The organism is Paenibacillus sp. VCA1, from assembly GCF_031583795.1.
Lineage (GTDB): Bacteria > Bacillota > Bacilli > Paenibacillales > Paenibacillaceae > Paenibacillus_AQ > Paenibacillus_AQ albilobatus.
On sequence record NZ_JAVLSX010000009.1, the window covers coordinates 106,719 to 124,293 of the forward strand.

A 17,575-nucleotide genomic window follows, 5' to 3' on the forward strand; every position below is an offset into this window, starting at 1 on the left:
AACGGACGGCGGCGCAGAGGAAGTTTTTATTGGTCATTGATTGACCAATTGATTAAAACGGTCAATTGGTTTTAAAGATGAAATAAAGGTCTAAGGAGAGAAACAAAGATGAGGTCATTATCAGTGTTTTTGAAAGATATGGCTGCGACGGTGCGCAACCGTAAACTGCTCATTTCGATGATCGCCGTCATTTGCATTCCGGTCATGTATGCGGGTTTGTTTCTGGGAGCTTTCTGGGATCCGTACGGCAAAATGGACCAGCTCCCCGTAGCGGTCGTCAATAACGACGCCGGCGCAAAATACGGGGACGACGAGCTGCGGATCGGCGAAGAACTTGTTCAGGAATTGAAGAAGGGCAACGATTTTGGATGGAAGTTCGTCAGCCATGGCGAAGCGGAAAAAGGGATGGAGGAGAACCGTTATTACATGACGATCGTCATCCCCGAGGACTTTTCCTCCAAGGCCGCGACGGTCATGGACGAATATCCGCAGCCTTCGGAGATCATTTTCGAGCCGAACGAAGGGTTTAACTTTCTGGCATCCCAAATCGGGGGGACGGCCGTAAAAGAAATCAGGTCGAAAGTTTCCGAAAAAGTAACGGAGGCTTACTCCAAAAGCTTGTTCCAGCAAATCACCAAAGTAGCCGACGGGCTCGGGGAAGCCGGCAACGGCGCTTCCGAATTGTCCGACGGGGCTGTAAAACTGGATGAAGGCGCGGCCAAGCTGAAAGAAAACATGAGCAAAATGGTCGCGGGCGCCGTGAAGCTTCAGGAAGGCATCCGGCCGCTGGAAGACGGCGCGGGAGATTTGCAGAAGGGCGCAACGAGCTTGAAAGAAGGCTCGCAGCAGCTTTCCGGAGGGCTTGAGCAGCTGGCCTCGGCGCATAAGCAGTTGGAAAACGGCGTGTCGGCATCGCATCAAGGCGCCGTTCAGCTAAAAGAAGGGCTTCAAGCCTCCGAAGCCGGCAGTGCGCAGCTTCAGGCCGGACTGCAAAGCGCCGTGGACGGCAGCGGCAAACTTCAAACAGGACTGGCGTCGACGCTTACCGGCAGCGGCAAGCTGAAGGATGGCTTGAAGCAATCGGAGGCCGGCAGCGCCAAACTGGCGGAAAGCATGAAAACGGCCGAAGCCGGGGGAGCCAAAGTCGCGGCTGGCGCGCAAAGCGTAGCGCAAGGACTTCAGCAGCTGGCTCAAGGAAGCCCCGAGCTGGCCCAGAACCCGGCTTTCCAAAAGCTGATGGCAGCCAGCCAGGCGGTGGCCAAAGGCACCGAGGAGCTCCATCAAGGGCAAAAGCAATTGAGCGAAGGCGTATCCCAATTGCATCAATCGCAGCAGCAGCTCGCCAGCGGAGCGGGCGGCCTGCATGACGGGCTGCAGCAGCTTTCGGGCGGCGCGGCGCAGCTCGGCCAAGGCGCGGAACAGCTGACGGCCGGAATGGATCAGCTTCATCAAGGGCAAAAGCAGCTTCTTCAAGGCGCGACGCAGCTGGAACAAGGGCAATCCAAGCTCGAAGCCGGCATGAAGCAGTTTGGCGCGAAGCTTGGCGAAGCGGCGGGCGGCAGCAAGCAGCTTGCAAGCGGCGCCGCGCAAATCGCCGACGGCTCCGGCAAGCTGAAAGGCGGCATGAGCCAATTGGGCGGCGGCGTAGCGGCTATTGCCGACGGCTCCAAACAGCTGGATGACGGCGCGGGTCAATTGACGGAAGGGCTGGGCAAACTGAAGGACGGTTCCGGGGAACTGGCCTCTAAGCTGAACGAAGCGGCGGAGAAAAGCAGCGAAGTGAAAGCGGGGGACGAGAACTTTAAAATGTTCGCCGAACCTGTGCAAATTCAAGAGAAAAAGTTCTCTAAAGTTCCGAACTACGGAACGGGATTCTCGCCGTATTTTCTGTCCCTCGGATTGTTTGTCGGGGCGCTGATTTCGACCATCGTCATTCCGATGAGGGACAGTGCGGTGCTCGGCGCTTCCGGTTTCAACCGGTTCATCAGCCGGACGTTGTCCTTCGTCTTGATGAGCATGCTGCAATCCTTGCTGGCGGCCCTCATCATTCTTTACGGGTTAAAGCTTGACGTGCAGAACGTACCTCTGTTCTACATGTTCACGTTTGTGACGAGCCTGTCCTTTATGTTCATGATCCAGGCCATCGTGACCTGGTTGGATCAGCCGGGACGTTTTGTCGTCATCGTTCTGCTGATCTTCCAATTGACCACCAGCGCAGGCACGTTCCCGCTGGAGCTTATTCCGGACTGGATGAAAGTCCTCAATCCGCTCCTGCCTATGACGTACAGCGTGATCGGCTTCAAAGCGGTCGTATCCACCGGGGATTTCGCGGTGATGTGGCGGCAAACGGCCGTACTCGGCGCCGTGGGCATCGTCTTCCTCGGCCTGACGCTGGCCTACTTCTTGATCAAATCGCATAAAAGCATCCTCGATCAGCAGCAGTCGCCTTCCGTTTCGGCATAGGCTAACGGAGGCATGAAAAAAGGGTCGTTCCCAAAGTTTCATTCTGGGAACGACCCTTTTACCTTCCGGCATTACGTTGAATCATCACTCAGATGGCGCGGATTTATTTTGCCACATGGTGAAAATAATCCCGTTTTGCTTGACAATATGAAGGGGATCATGCAATTTTACTGATATCGGATATTGAATAGAGCGCGAGAAGCGGGAAATGGGGAAACACTCTGAAAGCAAATCGCATGGAAGCATTTAGCGATGGCGTGCTAGCCATTATTATTACCATTATGGTTCTGGAATTCAAAGTGCCGGAGGGCCATGACTGGCATGCGTTGGTCGGGCTTGGCCCGAAAATTCTCAGCTACATTTTTAGTTTCGTGTATATCGGCATCTACTGGAACAATCACCATCATTTGCTGCATATGGTCCGAACGATGAACGGCCGGTTGATGTGGCTGAACCTGCTGCTTCTCTTCTGGCTGTCCCTGGTGCCCTTTACGACGGCTTGGATGGGGGAAAGCCAATTTGCAGCTACGCCAACGGCGCTGTACGGTATTATTTTAATGGTAGCGGCGTTTTCGTACTGGCTGCTTCAGCGCGCCATTTTGAAACAGCATTCCGGCGATTCCTCATTCGTCGTCACGATGGGCAAAGACTGGAAGGGAAAATTATCTCCCTTGTTCTACTTGACCGCAGTCTTGACCGCCTATGTGAGTCCATGGCTGTCGGGCGTCTTTTTCGTGCTTGTCGCCGTGATCTGGTTCGTGCCGGATCAGCGGATCGAGCGTGCTTTGGGAAGCCGCTGACAAAACTCTCCGAATCTCGCGTGCAGGCGGGCTCGGGGAGTTTTTTCTTATCCGGGACGATATAGACTCCCTATTTATAATAGAAAAGAGCTGTGGCGCTGAATCTTTTCCAAGGAATCGTAAATAATCAAGGAAAATTCAGGATGAATTTTGCATTATTATTCGGTAAAACTACTTTTTAATCAGAAAACGCTTTAATGCGGCGCTGCAAATCATTATTTATCGGGCTCATAAAAACTTTGAATTGCGCTGGTTTTGGCGCAGTGATAAAATAAAAAAACCAATTCTTGCTGAATAAATATCAATACCTTTCCCCATAGCAACAAGGTTGTCCGCTGTTGTAAGTTACCCCATTCCCCAATCATAGTCACTGTTTTGTTCTGTAGCCAATGATCGTCTCGATGTGGTGTTGTTTGCTGTACCCGAAATGAAGTCATTATTCATTCTGAAGAAAGAAAGGTTGCTTTCCATGAGACATACGGTACTTCCCCCTAAACAGGGACTCTACGATCCGCAGTTTGAAAAAGACGCCTGCGGCATGGGGTTTGTCGCTCACATCAAGGGCAGGGCTTCCCATGAAATCGTCGCCCAGGCGCTGACGATGCTGGAAAACATGGAGCATCGGGGCGGTCAGGGCAGCGAACCGAATTCCGGTGACGGAGCCGGAATCATGCTGCAAATACCGCATCGTTTTTTTGCCGAAGAAGCGCAAAAAAACGGTTTCGAGCTTCCGGAGCCCGGGCAATACGGGGCCGGCATGCTGTTTCTTTCCCATGATGAAGCCGTTCGTGAGGCTCATGAGAGCCGGCTGATTCAGATCATTAAAGAGGAAGGGCAGACATTCCTCGGTTTCCGCGACGTGCCGACCTATGACGAAATGCTCGGCAAATCGGCCAAAGAAGCCAAGCCGTACGTACGCCAGGTGTTCATCGGCCGCAGCGCCGACCTGAAAGAGGATTTGGATTTCGAGCGCAAGCTGTACATCATCCGCAGACGCGCCGAGCGGGCGATCCGATACGGCGGCACGCCTGAAGGGGAAACCTTCTACATTTCCAGCTTATCCTGCCGGAAAATCGTATATAAAGGCATGCTGACGACCGCTCAGGTCGGCCAATTTTACCTCGACCTGCAAAACGAATCGGTCGAAACGGCGATTGCGCTCGTTCACTCCCGTTTCAGCACCAACACGTTCCCGAGCTGGGAGCGCGCGCATCCGTACCGTTTCATGATCCACAACGGCGAAATCAACACGCTGCGCGGCAACGTGAACTGGATGCACGCCCGCCAATCGTTGTTCAAAAGCGAGCTTTTCGGCGGCGATCTGGACAAGGTAAAGCCGATCATCAATCCGGACGGTTCGGATACGGCGATGTTCGACAATACGTTCGAATTCTTGTATCTAAGCGGCCGTTCCCTGCCGCATGTGGCGATGATGATGGTGCCCGAACCTTGGAACAACCATGAAACGATGGACGAAACGAAAAAAGCGTTTTACGAATACCACAGCACCTTGATGGAGCCGTGGGACGGCCCGGCGGCGATGGCATTTACGGACGGCGTGCAAATCGGCGCGATCCTCGACCGGAACGGCCTGAGACCTTCCCGATATTACGTGACCAAAGACGACTTGATCGTCTTGTCCTCCGAAGCGGGGGTTCTCGACATCGCCCCGGAAAATGTGCTGTACAAAGACCGGCTGCGTCCGGGCAGAATGCTGCTTGTCGACACGAAGGAAGGGCGCATCGTGTCCGACGAGGAAGTCAAAGCGCAAATCGCTGCCGAACAGCCTTACCGTCAGTGGCTCGACGAGCATTTGATCAACCTCGATGAGCTTCCGGACGCGCCGGAGCTGCCGAATCCGAAACATGACAACGTGACGCAGCTGCAGCTGGCATTCGGCTATACGTTCGAAGAGCTGCGCAAAGTGCTGGAGCCGATGGCGGCCACCGGCATGGAGGCGCTCGCCTCGATGGGCTACGACGCCCCGCTGGCCGTGCTGTCCGACAAGCCGCAGCGTTTGTACAATTATTTCAAGCAAATGTTCGCGCAGGTGACGAACCCGCCGATCGACGCGATCCGCGAGGAAATCATTACGTCGACCGCGACGACGATCGGACCGGAACGCAACCTGCTTCATCCGGAGCCGGAAAGCTGCCGGCAGATCCGTCTGGATACGCCGATCCTTTCCAACGAGGATTTCGCGAAAATCCGCCATGTGCACCGTCCCGGCTTCAAGTCGATGACGATTCCGATCTTTTTTACGGCGGCGGACGGAGCCGAAGGTTTGCGCCAGGCGCTTGACGGGCTTTGCGAAGCGGCGGACCGCGTCATCGCCAAAGGCCATAACATCCTGATCCTCTCGGATCGGGGCGTAGACGCCGAAAATGCAGCGATCCCGGCCTTGCTGGCCGTATCCTGCCTGCATCATCATCTGATCCGGCAGGAAACGCGCACGAAGGTGAGCATCCTGCTCGAATCCGCCGAACCGCGCGAAGTGCATCATTATGCGCTCCTGCTCGGCTACGGCGTCAGCGCGGTCAACCCGTACCTCGCCTTCGAAACGCTTGACGACATGATCCGCCAAGGGCTGCTGCGCGGCGTAACGCATGAAAAAGCCGTCAAAAACTACATTAAAGCGGCGACGAAAAGCGTCGTAAAAATATTGTCCAAAATGGGCATTTCCACGATCCAGTCCTACCGCGGCGCACAAATCTTCGAAGCGGTCGGATTAAAAGAGGAATTCGTGGAGAAATACTTTACCAATACCCCGTCCCGCATCGGCGGCATCGGTCTGGAAGAAGTGGCGGCCGAAGCGCTCGCCCATCACAACCGCGCCTTTACGGATAAGGACGGCAACGATAAGGTGCTGGACTCCGGCGGCGAATACCAATGGCGCAAAGACGGGGAAGAGCATCTGTTTAATCCGCAAACGATCCACCTGCTGCAGCAGGCCGTGCGCACCGGCGATTACCGGGTGTATAAAAAATACGCCAAACTGGTGCAGGGCGAAAACGAGCAGCGGATGACCATCCGCTCCCTGCTGAAGCTGAAGCCGGTCGGACCTTCGGTGCCGCTGGAAGAGGTGGAGCCGGTCGAGTCCATCATGCGCCGCTTCAAAACCGGGGCGATGTCCTTCGGTTCCATCAGCAAGGAAGCGCATGAAAGCTTGGCGATCGCCATGAACCGGATCGGCGGCAAAAGCAATACCGGCGAAGGCGGGGAGGATCCCGCGCGTTATATTCCGGATGCCAACGGCGATTCCCGCCGCAGCGCCATCAAGCAGGTGGCGTCGGGCCGGTTCGGCGTAACGTCGCACTATCTGGTCAACGCCGACGAAATCCAGATCAAAATGGCGCAGGGCGCCAAGCCTGGCGAAGGCGGGCAGCTGCCAGGACGCAAGGTATATCCATGGGTAGCCGAAGTGCGCGGATCCACGCCGGGCGTCGGTCTGATCTCGCCGCCGCCGCATCACGATATCTATTCGATCGAAGATTTGGCGGAACTGATCTACGATTTGAAGAACGCCAACCCGAGAGCAAACATTAACGTCAAGCTCGTATCCGAAGTGGGCGTCGGCACGATCGCCGCGGGCGTTGCCAAAGGCAGAGCCGACATCATTTTGGTGAGCGGGTATGACGGCGGCACGGGCGCGTCGCCGCAAAGCTCGATCCGCCATGCCGGCATGCCTTGGGAGCTGGGGCTGGCCGAAACGCATCAGACGCTGATCCTGAACAACCTGCGCGACCGCGTTGTGCTGGAGACGGACGGCAAAATGCTGAACGGGCGCGATTTGGCCGTCGCCGCGCTGCTCGGGGCTGAGGAATACGGCTTCTCGACCGCGCCGCTCATCGCGCTTGGCTGCATTATGATGCGCGTATGCCAAATGGATACGTGTCCGGTCGGCGTCGCCACGCAAAATCCGGAACTGCGCAAGCATTTTATGGGCGATCCGGCGCATGTCGTCAACTTCATGAGATTCGTGGCCGAAGATCTGCGCGAACTCATGGCTGAGCTCGGGTTCCGTACCGTTCAGGAAATGATCGGCCGGACCGACTGCCTCGATACCGAAGCGGCGAGCGACCACTGGAAACGGAGCGGCATCGATTTGTCGGCGCTGCTGTACACGCCGGAAATTCCGGAAAACAGCACGCGTTACAACAGCAAAAAGCAAAATCACGGCTTGGAGGAAACGCTGGATATGCGCGAGCTGCTCGCTCTCGCTGAGCCGGCGCTCGAAACCGGCACAGCTGTTCAAGGAACGCTTCCGATCACGAACGTGGACCGGGCCGTCGGCACGATTCTGGGCAGTGAAGTGACGCGGAAATACGGAGCGGCGGGCCTTCCGGAGGATACGATTTCGTTCACGTTTACGGGCACGGCCGGCCAGAGCTTCGGGGCGTTTGTTCCGAAAGGCATGACCTTGACGGTCGTGGGCGATGCCAACGACTATACGGGCAAAGGACTTTCCGGCGGCAAGCTGATCGTGAAGCCGTCCGCCAAAGCGACCTTTAAAGCCGAAGAAAATATCATTATCGGCAACACCGCCTTTTACGGGGCGACCGGCGGAGAGGCGTACATCAACGGGATTGCCGGCGAACGTTTTGCCGTCCGCAACTCGGGGGCTTCGGTCGTCGTGGAAGGCGTGGGCGACCATGGATGCGAATATATGACGGGCGGGCGCGTGGTTGTGCTCGGCGGCACGGGACGCAACTTTGCGGCCGGTATGTCCGGCGGCATCGCCTACGTCTACGATCCGGAGAATACCTTCATCCAGCGCTGCAACCTGGAAATGGTGCTGCTGGAGCGGGTTGAGGAAGCCGAGGAAGAGGAAGAATTGAAGCGGCTGATTCAGAAGCACGTAACCTACACCGGCAGCGCCGCGGGGCAAAATGTGCTGGAAAACTGGAATCAATGCCTGCAGCAATTCGTGCGGGTCATTCCGAAAGATTACAAACGAATGACGCAGCATATCCGCAAGGTGCAGGAAAAAGGCCTGACCGGCGAAGCGGCGCTTATGGCGGCATTCGAAGCCAACATGCGCGAGCTTGCCAGAACCGGCAGTCAATAAGTCATAATATTTTCATGAACATGTAGGCTTGGCCATCACCGGGTCTGTGATTTTGGCCCCGAAAGGGGACAGAGATCGCAGACCCATTTTTTTCGACAAAAATAGAACTGTATTTCCGAGACAAACTCTCCATCAGACGACAGCATCATGACCGGAGTTGGGATATAATAAAAAAGTCCTATCCTCTGTGGTCATTGCGACCTTCCTATCGAGGATAAGACGATGATCTGATCTTATAGCGAACAAATCGATGAGTGGAGCGAGGGTATCTTCGATGAGAGATGAGAAGGAGTTTGGTAGCGAAACACGGACCGATGGCGAGCACCCGGCACAGATCCGTTTGGATATCCTTAAAGTGCTGGAGCAATGCGGGATACACCCCGACAACTGGCATCATTACTGTAAGCAGCAGAATCGTTTGGTAAGATCGGATTCCATCCGGTTCAATCAATCCGGTTAACGTCGCCTGCAGCTCCCCGGGTCCGTGACTCCATCAGCCATATCGTTCAAAACGTTGGATCTGCCTATTTGTCGTACAGAATCATGAAAAACGATTATAGAATCCCTCATCCATTACCTTTTAAAACGCATACATTCTATAATCTTGAAAACCTCAGCGGCCGGCGCTGAGGTCTTTTTCCGTTTATTTCATGGCGCGTTCCATCCGAACGAAAGCGATGAAACGTTTGGCTTCATCTTCCGTAAGGCTGCGGCCGTCGACGGTCAAATTAAAGCGCTCCAGCAAATCGGCATCGGAAAGCTCCAATTGATCCACAAACTCCCGAACTTCGGGGTCCATCACCAACTTCGGCTGGTTCGTGCGGCCGATCAAATAATCGATAGACACCTCGAACTTGTCGGCAAGCTTGGTCAATATTTCAAAATCAGGTTTGCGGCGGTTCTTTTCATAATGGGAGAGTGCGGCTCTCGTAATGCCAATCGATTGGGCTAATTCCTCTTGAGTCCATCCTCTTTGATCCCGCAATTCTGCGATGCGATTCTCGTGATTCATGAATTAACCTCCTCTGATTGCCTACAAAATGCTGAATCCAAGCAACATAAAGTATCAAATATCTCCATTTAAATATGGATTGCCGGTGCTGCCGGCTCATGTTCCTATGTTTATCGGCATGCATGTATGCATAAAAAAATCGTCGACCGAGCGCGACTTTTCGCGGATGAAAAGGCAGCATCAAGCATTATGATCGCAATTTTCCCGCTTTTGCCGCTGCTCTCTTTTCATTGATTTTCAATGGAAAAAGGGATTGACTAGTTACAAAATGTATCGTAAAGTAAAACTTGTGATTGATACTAAATGTATCCATATGGAAACGAAATGTATCATTATGAAGTGTAGTTCGAAATTATTATTTTTATACCGCAAGGCAGGGACGGTGCCATGAATATATTAACGGCGCACGGCATACATCTTCAAATGCATGTATCCATTCATCAAATCGCTGAAACTCCCGTCGTCTTGAACCGGTCCCGCCCGGTCGTATTATGGGAAGTGGAATCCCGGACCCTCGTGTTTATCAGCGATTTGGACTTTCCGCTTCTGCCGGAAATACGGCTTTGCTTCGACATTGCCTGCGAAGGGAAGCCGATCTGCCGAACGTACGGCAAGCTTCTCTGGAAAGAGGACAGCCTGTCGGATGCAAGGCTTTACGGTGTCCTTCTGGATCCCGATGAGCACGGGGAGGTGAACATGGCGAAACAAATCACCCGCACCGTCACGGGCGGCAGAGTCCGGCTGCAAAACTATGAACATTACACAGATTTCCTGGACAATAAGGGAAGCGGCCAAATCTTTGATGTGTTTACATGAGGATTTTGCAAAAATCCAAAAAGCGACTTCCAATTAGCAATATATAAAGCGAAACAGTTTGATTCGTCTATATATTGTACCCTGGAGCGGCAGGAATCGAATTTTTCAAAATCCTGACATAGAAATGCTGCATGAAAGCGAAAGAAAAAATCCGCGTTTCGCGGAAAAAAGTATGAATGGGATAAAGTCATTTTACTATATTTATCAAAGCGCTGCATAGTGCTTTTGCCCGAAAACCCCCAATTAAATAAGCGAGGGATGGATCTTGAAGCGTATCATATATTTCGAACGAAACCATACCGTGATGGATAAAGCCACGTTTCCCCTAACCACTCTTCTGTCCGATGCCGCAGGCCGATAGGTCCTTCATGAATCAAATCAATCCGTTAAAAAACACGTTGGAAACCGGTCGTCAGTTCGATGTCATTCCGTTATTCGAAATAAAGAACAGAAATTGGTTTTGGTTCGTGAAACGAATGCAGGATATCGTCTTATCCCTTCTCGGGCTTATTTTGCTGTCTCCGCTTTTGCTGATGGTAGCACTGATGATCAAGGCGGAGAGCCCGAAAGGAGCCGTCATTTTCGCCCAGACCCGCGTCGGAAAAAACGGGAAGCTGTTCAAAATGTACAAATTCCGCTCGATGGTTGCGGATGCCGAGGCGATGCTCGGGGATTTGATGGACAAAAACGAAATCAGCGGCGCGATGTTTAAAATCAAAAACGATCCGAGAGTTACCCGTATCGGGCGTTTGATTCGCAAGACCAGCCTGGATGAGCTGCCGCAGCTTGTCAACGTGCTGAAGGGGGACATGAGCCTGGTCGGACCCAGACCCCCGCTGCCGAGGGAAGTAGCCGATTATACCTCCTACGACATGATGAGGCTGCTCGTTGTGCCCGGCTGCACCGGATTATGGCAGATCAGCGGCAGAAACCACGTCGGGTTCCGGGAAATGGTGGAACTTGATCTGGAGTACATAAGGAATCAATCCTTTATAAAAGATATCGTCATTTTGTGCAAAACCGTAAAGGTGCTGTTCGGAGCAAACAATGCCTATTAATGAACCAAAGGCGGGGCGACATTCGCGTGAAAGGAGGGGCTTTGATCGATGAAAAAATGGGTTCTCATCCTCTCTTCCGTGTCGATCGTCGCCGTTTTGGGGATCGCCGGGTATGCCGCGCACCTCTATCAATCGGTCAAAACGACCGCGCATAAAATCTATGAAAGCAGGGACGGACAGATCGAGCCGATGCCGGTCGGCAAGGAAGGAAGAGGTATTCGTAGCGCCGTCGCAGGGGCGAAATCCGCCGAACCGGCCGTTACCCCCCAGACCAAGACGGCTCCCTTCGACCTGAAGGATAAGAAGCCGTTTACCGTGCTTGTGCTGGGCGTCGATCAGCGCGAGAACGATCGGGGAAGATCGGACGCGATGATTTTTTTGACGGTCAACCCGGCCAAGCAGAGCATCCTCATGTTTAACATTCCGCGGGATACGCGGACGGAAATCGTCGGCCACGGCACCGTGGACAAAATCAACCACGCTTACGCTTTTGGCGGCGTCAACATGTCGGTGAAGACGGTGGAACGTTTACTCGATTATCCGGTGAACTACTACGTAAAGGTCAACATGGAAGGGTTCGCCCGGATCATTGACTCGCTTGGCGGCGTCGATGTCGACAATCCTTTTGCTTTCTATTATGAAGGCCATCAGTTTGACAAAGGCGAGCTGCATTTAAACGGGGAAGAAGCTTTGCTGTATTCGAGAATGCGGTATGACGATCCGCGCGGCGATATGGGAAGAAACGCAAGGCAGCGCCAGATATTGCAGCAGGTCATCAAAAATTCGCTGAACATCGCCACCGTAACCAAAATCGAATCGCTGCTGGACGAAGTGGCGGACAGCGTCAAAACCGACATTACGTTTGAGGATATGAAAACCTTTTTGACCGACTACAGAACGGATCTGAAAAAAATCGACCAGGTGGAAATCGGCGGCCAGGGGCAGCGGATCAAAGGCATTTGGTACTACCTGGTGAGCGATAAGGAAAGAAGCCGGATTCATCAATTGATCAAGGCGCATTTGGAGTAAGCCGAACCGACGACCGGGATACGTCAATCCCGGCGTTTTTTTGTTTTTGGCGTAAGCGGCTTGACAGCAGGCAGCGATTGAGGTAGATTTCTGGTAATGATACATTTTGTAACTTTAACGTTTTAAAGTTGATACAATTGATTTTGGAGGCAATTCGTCGGGTAAATGTGGACTAGAGACCCAAGGAGAGGAAGGCGGTTCCATTGAAAAATCTGCAGTACGTCTATTGCTTGTGCTGTGAGAGTATCGTACCGGCATCGGGCACCATGGTTGTTTTCCGGACCGGATATTACCGGAGTACGATTCCTTTGGGCTGCTGTGAACATTGTCATTGCCAGGGGGAAAAAGAGAATAATTACCAGTATATGGGGCATCTGCGTCACGGATGTGTTAAAATGGGGGGATAACCTACGAAGGAGTGAAGCGAATGCAGCTTGAACCGGTAGTTCGGCTGGAGGGGGTAACCAAGCGGGTTTCCTCCAGAACGCTGGTCGAAAACGTTACGCTCGACATTCCGCCCGGCCAGGTATACGGATTTTTGGGACCCAACGGCGCCGGGAAAACTACGACCATTCGGATGATGGTTGGTTTGACCTCCATCAGTCAAGGAGATATCAAAATATGCGGTTACAGCATTAAGGAGCATTTCGAGAAGGCTGTCGCCAACGTGGGAGCCATCGTTGAAAACCCGGAGATGTACAAGTTTTTGTCGGGATACCAAAATTTGCGCCATTTCGCGCGCATGATGAAGGGGATTACCGATGAACGAATCGAAGAGGTGGTCCGTCTCGTCGGCCTCGGCAACCGGATCCACGACAAGGTGCGAACGTATTCGCTGGGGATGCGGCAGCGTCTAGGGGTGGCCCAGGCGATACTGCACCGGCCGAAGCTGCTCATTTTGGACGAGCCTACCAATGGCCTTGACCCGCAAGGAATCCGGGAGCTTCGCGATTATTTGCGCCACCTGTGCAGGGAGGAAGGGACGACCGTATTCGTCTCCAGCCATCTGCTGTCGGAAATGGAGCTGATGTGCGACAGCGTGGCCATCATCCAAAACGGGCGGCTGATCGATGTCAGATCGCTTAAAAACGGCGGCGACAGCGGAGCGGAAGCGGCGGAAACGGGATTTACGGTAGATGACCCGGAGCAGGCGGCAGCGGTTCTGCAAGGCGGCACCGTGCAGGGAAACCTCGTCACCCTAAGGCTGACCCGCGATCAGATTCCCGAGGTGAACGCCCGGCTGGTTCAAGCGGGCATCAAGGTGTACGGCATACAAGCCGTGACCCGGTCGCTGGAAGATCAGTTCCTGGAAATGACGGGAGGCGATCCGATTGGGTAACTTTTTCAGCCTTGTACGAAATGAAAACATGAAAATTTACCGGCGCGCCCGGACATGGGTCATGCTGGCCATTTTGGCGTTCTGCAATGTGATCCTGCCGATTCTTTTTTACATGGTCGATTCGGGCGGGCAAACCTCGCTTTGGGACAGCGTGATTTTGACCGTTTCGTTTACGTTTTATCTGTGCACGATTTTTTCGGTCATCGTCGCGGCGGATTCGGTCGCAGGGGAATTTTCCTGGGGGACGATCAAGCTGCTGCTGATCCGGCCGTGGAGCCGGTCCAAAATTTTGCTGTCCAAGTACATTTCGGTGATCCTGTTCAGCCTGCTTTGCACGCTGCTGCTTGCCGCGGTCGCGGTTTTGGCTTCAAGCGTCCTGTTCGGAAGCGGTGGGGAAAGCAACCTGATCGGACCGGATAAGAGCGGGCTTGTGTTTACGTTCCAATATCTCCTTTGCGATTACGTCAATTTGTTCATGACGGTGGCGATTGCGTTTATGATTTCGACCGTGTTCCGTGCCGGGGGCCTGTCCATCGGGCTGGCGCTGTTCATCATGTTCGCCAAGGGCATTTTTGCACGCTTGTTCAGCCCGGAACGTTACGAATGGGCGAAATACCTTTTGTTTACGCACATGGACCTTTCGGATTACCTGAAGTCGGATGTGGGACCGGGCGGGGTAACCCTTGGTTTTTCCCTGGCGGTGCTTGCCGCATATTATATTCTCTTTATGGCCGTTTCTTGGTACGTCTTCCACAAAAGGGACGTCGCCGCATAACAATCGAAAAGCCCGGCTTCAGCTGCGTGTGTTCATAAGCACACCCCGCTGCGGCGGGCTTTTTTTAATGATGGAAAATGACGTATAAGTTTCAAGCATGTGGAGTTGATGCCGCGGCTCCGATGCCTTCAGCCCGCTTCCGACTCCAAAAGGTGTACCCCGCCTGCGCCCGCGGTATCCTGACGCTCGTCCTGCTTCGGTTCCATTTTGCTGGAACCGTTAAGAATTCCGCCTTCGGCGATGACAAGGGAGGAAGCGGCGAGCACGTTGCCGAACATTTGGCCGGTCGAAGTGATCGTCAGCCTGCCTTCCGCTTGCACGTCTCCATACACTTTTCCGGCAATGACGACTTCCCTTGCGCTGATGTCGGACCTGGCCTCGGCGTGCTCGCCGACGGTGACGCAGGCGGTGCTTTCGATGACGCCGTTGAATTTCCCTTCGATGCGCACGTTGGCCTGGCAGGCCAGGGCGCCTTCAACCTCGGTGCCTCTCCCGATCAGCGAATCGGTGGGCGCGGCATTTTTTTTGGACGATTTCGATCTGCTCAACATAAAACCCTCCTTAATTGAACTCGGAACTTTCCGGACGGATGTACGGGAGCGGATTAACCGGTTTATCCTGTTTGACGACCTGGAAGTGCAGATGGGGGCCGGTACTGCGGCCCGTCGAGCCGAGAAGGGCGATTTTGTCGCCTTTGTCGACCGATTCGCCTTCTTTGACCAGAACTTTGCTGAGGTGCATGTACCAGGTCTGCAGCCCGTTCGGGTGTTCGATCACGACATACCTGCCGCGCGCGCCGCTTTGGTCGGCGGTGGTCACCTTTCCCGCACCCGCGGCGTAGACAGGCCCGCCGTTGTCCCCGGCGATGTCGATCCCGGCATGGAAGGCGGCTTTGCCCGTGAAGGGATCGGTCCGGTAGCCGAAGCTCGACGTCATCACACGGGACTCGGTCGGCCATAACGTCGGATTGCCCGCGATCAGCCGCTGCGTTTCCTGTGCCTTTTGCAGCGTATCGGGGACCGTGCTTTCCATCGTTTTCAGCAGCTCCTGAATTTCCTGAAAGTCGTCTTTCGTCTCCTGGGCCAGATCCAGCATCTCATTATCGTGCACGGCAATAAACTCGCCCCCGATATGCTGCGAAGCATCCCAGGACAGGGAAGACGCTTTATCCGCGGAATCGCCCGTAACCATGCCGGTGCCGTGTTTTTCGATAAACTGCTGAAGCTGCTGCTCCAATTCGTCCACGCGCTGCATCTTAAGCTGCATATCTTTGGCCTGCGTCGACAGCTTGATGATTTCGTTTTGCAGCCGTTCGATGGATTGCTCGCGGTTGTTCACCGAGCTTTGAAGCTGGAGGCTCTTTGCATTTTCCAGGGAAACCTTCTGCTCCAATTGGGAAATGACCTGCGAGGAGTGGGCTTGCAGGGCAAGGATGAGACCGGACAATGAGAGAACTGCGGCGGCGGGCACGGCCATCAACAGCGGCTTGGACAGATGGATCTGCTTCACCGAATGCTGGGCGTCCCGCATTACCAGGAGTGTCATACGTCGGTTGGCGGATGCACTTTTCATGGCAGCTCCTTTCCGTATCGTCATGATACTTGTCTTATAATCTATGTATTCGGGAGAGGCGCCAAACATGTCTAAAATGTTACCTTTTTCCTCTTGCCCGCCCGGTCGCCATGGGGCCGCGTTTTTGAATAAAGAGGGTTCGGTTTGGTCAATGATGGATAAGTAACCGATTCAAGCGCAGGTTTTGGGGAAGGAGGAAGTTCTATGGTATGGTTGCTGCTCGTATTTATCGTTTTTATTTTTCAAATGGCGACGATCCTGCTGCTGGAGTTCCGCAATCCTTCCAAAACGGTTGCCTGGATGTTCATCTTATTTTGCTGCCCGATGATCGGTTTCGTCGTTTATTATTTCGTGGCTCGCGATTACAAGGCCCGCAAACAGCTGCGAACCCGGGGCTCGCAATTGTTCAGGCAAATCCGGGCGTTGATTTGGAGCAGGGCCGTTACGGTTAAAGATATCGAAGAGATGCATAATCCCGAATTCCGGCATCAGGAGCGGCTGTTCAATTTGCTGTCACGCCTGTCGGAGAGTCCGATTACGGGCTGCAACAGAAGCCGGGTGCTGACCGATGGCGAAGCAACGTTCGGCGCGATGCTGAAGGCGATGGAAGCCGCAAAATACCACATCCATATCGAGTTTTATATTTTCAGGCATGATGAGATCGGAACGCGATTCCAGGAGATCATGATCCGGAAAGCGAAGGAAGGCGTCAAAGTGCGGTTCATGTGCGACGGTCTGGGCAGCTGCAAGCTGAAGCGGGAATTCGTGGACAAGCTGAAGGAAGCGGGAGTGGAGTTTTATTTGTTCCTTCCGCCGCTGCTCGCCTTTCTGGACCGGCGCATTAACTACCGGAACCACCGGAAAATCATCGTGGTGGACGGCGTCAAAGGATTCGTGGGCGGCATCAACGTCGGGGACGATTATTTGGGCAAATACCCGAAAATGGGCTATTGGAGGGATACGCATCTGGAGATCGAAGGGGACGCCGTTTATTTTTTGCAAAACGTGTTTCTGAACGACTGGCAGCTTGCTTCCGGGGAGAAAATCGCCGACCCCGCGCTGTTTCCGGAGCATCATTGCGGCGGGGACGAGCAAATCCAAATCGTCAGCAGCGGTCCGGACCAAGCGTGGAACGCGATTCAGGAGTTTTGTTTTACGGCCATTTCCGTTGCGAAAAAAAGAATCTGGATCGCCTCGCCGTATTTCATTCCGGATCCGGGCATTTACGAAGGGCTGAAAACCGCCGCCGTCAGCGGCGTCGATGTGCGGATCATGATTCCGTGGAGAGCCGACTCCAGGCTGGTGCATCTGGCTTCGCTGTCCTACGTGGAGGAGCTGCTGCTCGCAGGCGTCCGTTTTTTTCAATACCAAAAAGGCTTCATCCATGCCAAAGTGCTGATCGTCGACGATTTGCTGGCATCGGTCGGCACCGCCAATATGGACATGCGCAGCTTTTTTTGCAATTTCGAGCTGACCGCGGCGCTGTATGAGCAGTCGGCCATCGACAGGCTCACGGTTGATTTTGAGAAGGATATGAAGGTATGCCGGGAAATGACGAAAAGGGAGTTTCAGTGCAGACCCTTCCTGCATAAAAAAGCGGAGATGTTGTGCCGCATACTATCCCCGCTTCTATAATGCCCCAT

12 protein-coding genes are annotated in these 17,575 nt (G+C 53.8%); 9 read left to right on the plus strand and 3 right to left on the minus strand.

Features of this window, described 5'->3' with window-relative positions; genetic code table 11:
* Window positions 1-108 precede the first annotated feature (108 nt).
* The 3 genes from RJP21_RS20590 to gltB all read left to right on the plus strand — a co-directional run bounded on the left by RJP21_RS20590 (window position 109) and on the right by gltB (window position 8,331).
* Window positions 109-2,463 (plus strand): YhgE/Pip family protein, encoded by a 2,355-nt coding sequence (locus RJP21_RS20590; protein ID WP_310860975.1) that lies wholly within the window; start codon window positions 109-111, stop codon window positions 2,461-2,463.
* A 221-nt stretch (window positions 2,464-2,684) separates the two neighbouring features.
* Window positions 2,685-3,263, plus strand: a complete 579-nt coding sequence (locus RJP21_RS20595) for a TMEM175 family protein (RefSeq protein WP_160044327.1) — start codon at window positions 2,685-2,687, stop codon at window positions 3,261-3,263.
* A gap of 469 nt (window positions 3,264-3,732) precedes the next feature.
* Entirely contained in the window at window positions 3,733-8,331 is a 4,599-nt protein-coding gene (gene gltB, locus RJP21_RS20600) for a glutamate synthase large subunit (RefSeq protein ID WP_310860976.1), read from the plus strand.
* A 643-nt stretch (window positions 8,332-8,974) separates the two neighbouring features.
* Here gltB and RJP21_RS20605 read toward each other — a convergent pair.
* Window positions 8,975-9,343, minus strand: a complete 369-nt coding sequence (locus tag RJP21_RS20605) for a helix-turn-helix domain-containing protein (RefSeq protein WP_160044279.1) — start codon at window positions 9,341-9,343, stop codon at window positions 8,975-8,977.
* A 387-nt stretch (window positions 9,344-9,730) separates the two neighbouring features.
* Between RJP21_RS20605 and RJP21_RS20610 the strand changes: the two genes are divergently transcribed.
* The 5 genes from RJP21_RS20610 to RJP21_RS20630 all read left to right on the plus strand — a co-directional run bounded on the left by RJP21_RS20610 (window position 9,731) and on the right by RJP21_RS20630 (window position 14,360).
* Window positions 9,731-10,159 (plus strand): hypothetical protein, encoded by a 429-nt coding sequence (locus RJP21_RS20610; protein WP_310860977.1) that lies wholly within the window; start codon window positions 9,731-9,733, stop codon window positions 10,157-10,159.
* 368 nt (window positions 10,160-10,527) lie between these two features.
* Complete coding sequence (locus RJP21_RS20615; protein ID WP_310860978.1) at window positions 10,528-11,217, plus strand: sugar transferase; 690 nt, start codon at window positions 10,528-10,530, stop codon at window positions 11,215-11,217.
* Between the two features lie 48 nt (window positions 11,218-11,265).
* Window positions 11,266-12,246, plus strand: coding sequence for an LCP family glycopolymer transferase (locus RJP21_RS20620; RefSeq protein WP_310860979.1), 981 nt, complete (start codon window positions 11,266-11,268; stop codon window positions 12,244-12,246).
* A gap of 427 nt (window positions 12,247-12,673) precedes the next feature.
* A complete protein-coding gene (locus RJP21_RS20625) occupies window positions 12,674-13,585 on the plus strand; it encodes an ABC transporter ATP-binding protein (RefSeq protein WP_310860980.1) in 912 nt (303 codons plus the stop codon).
* Window positions 13,578-14,360, plus strand: a complete 783-nt coding sequence (locus tag RJP21_RS20630; RefSeq protein WP_310860981.1) for an ABC transporter permease — start codon at window positions 13,578-13,580, stop codon at window positions 14,358-14,360. The genes RJP21_RS20625 and RJP21_RS20630 overlap by 8 nt, the downstream gene beginning before the upstream one ends.
* A gap of 128 nt (window positions 14,361-14,488) precedes the next feature.
* Here the strand turns inward: RJP21_RS20630 and RJP21_RS20635 are convergent, their stop codons facing one another.
* Together RJP21_RS20635 and RJP21_RS20640 are read right to left on the minus strand one after the other, a co-directional pair.
* A complete protein-coding gene (locus tag RJP21_RS20635) occupies window positions 14,489-14,911 on the minus strand; it encodes a bactofilin family protein (RefSeq protein ID WP_310860982.1) in 423 nt (140 codons plus the stop codon).
* A 10-nt stretch (window positions 14,912-14,921) separates the two neighbouring features.
* Window positions 14,922-15,932, minus strand: a complete 1,011-nt coding sequence (locus tag RJP21_RS20640) for a M23 family metallopeptidase (RefSeq protein WP_310860983.1) — start codon at window positions 15,930-15,932, stop codon at window positions 14,922-14,924.
* A 204-nt stretch (window positions 15,933-16,136) separates the two neighbouring features.
* On the opposite strand from RJP21_RS20640, the gene cls reads away from it, so the two are divergent.
* Window positions 16,137-17,567, plus strand: a complete 1,431-nt coding sequence (cls, locus tag RJP21_RS20645) for a cardiolipin synthase (protein WP_310860984.1) — start codon at window positions 16,137-16,139, stop codon at window positions 17,565-17,567.
* Window positions 17,568-17,575 lie beyond the last annotated feature (8 nt).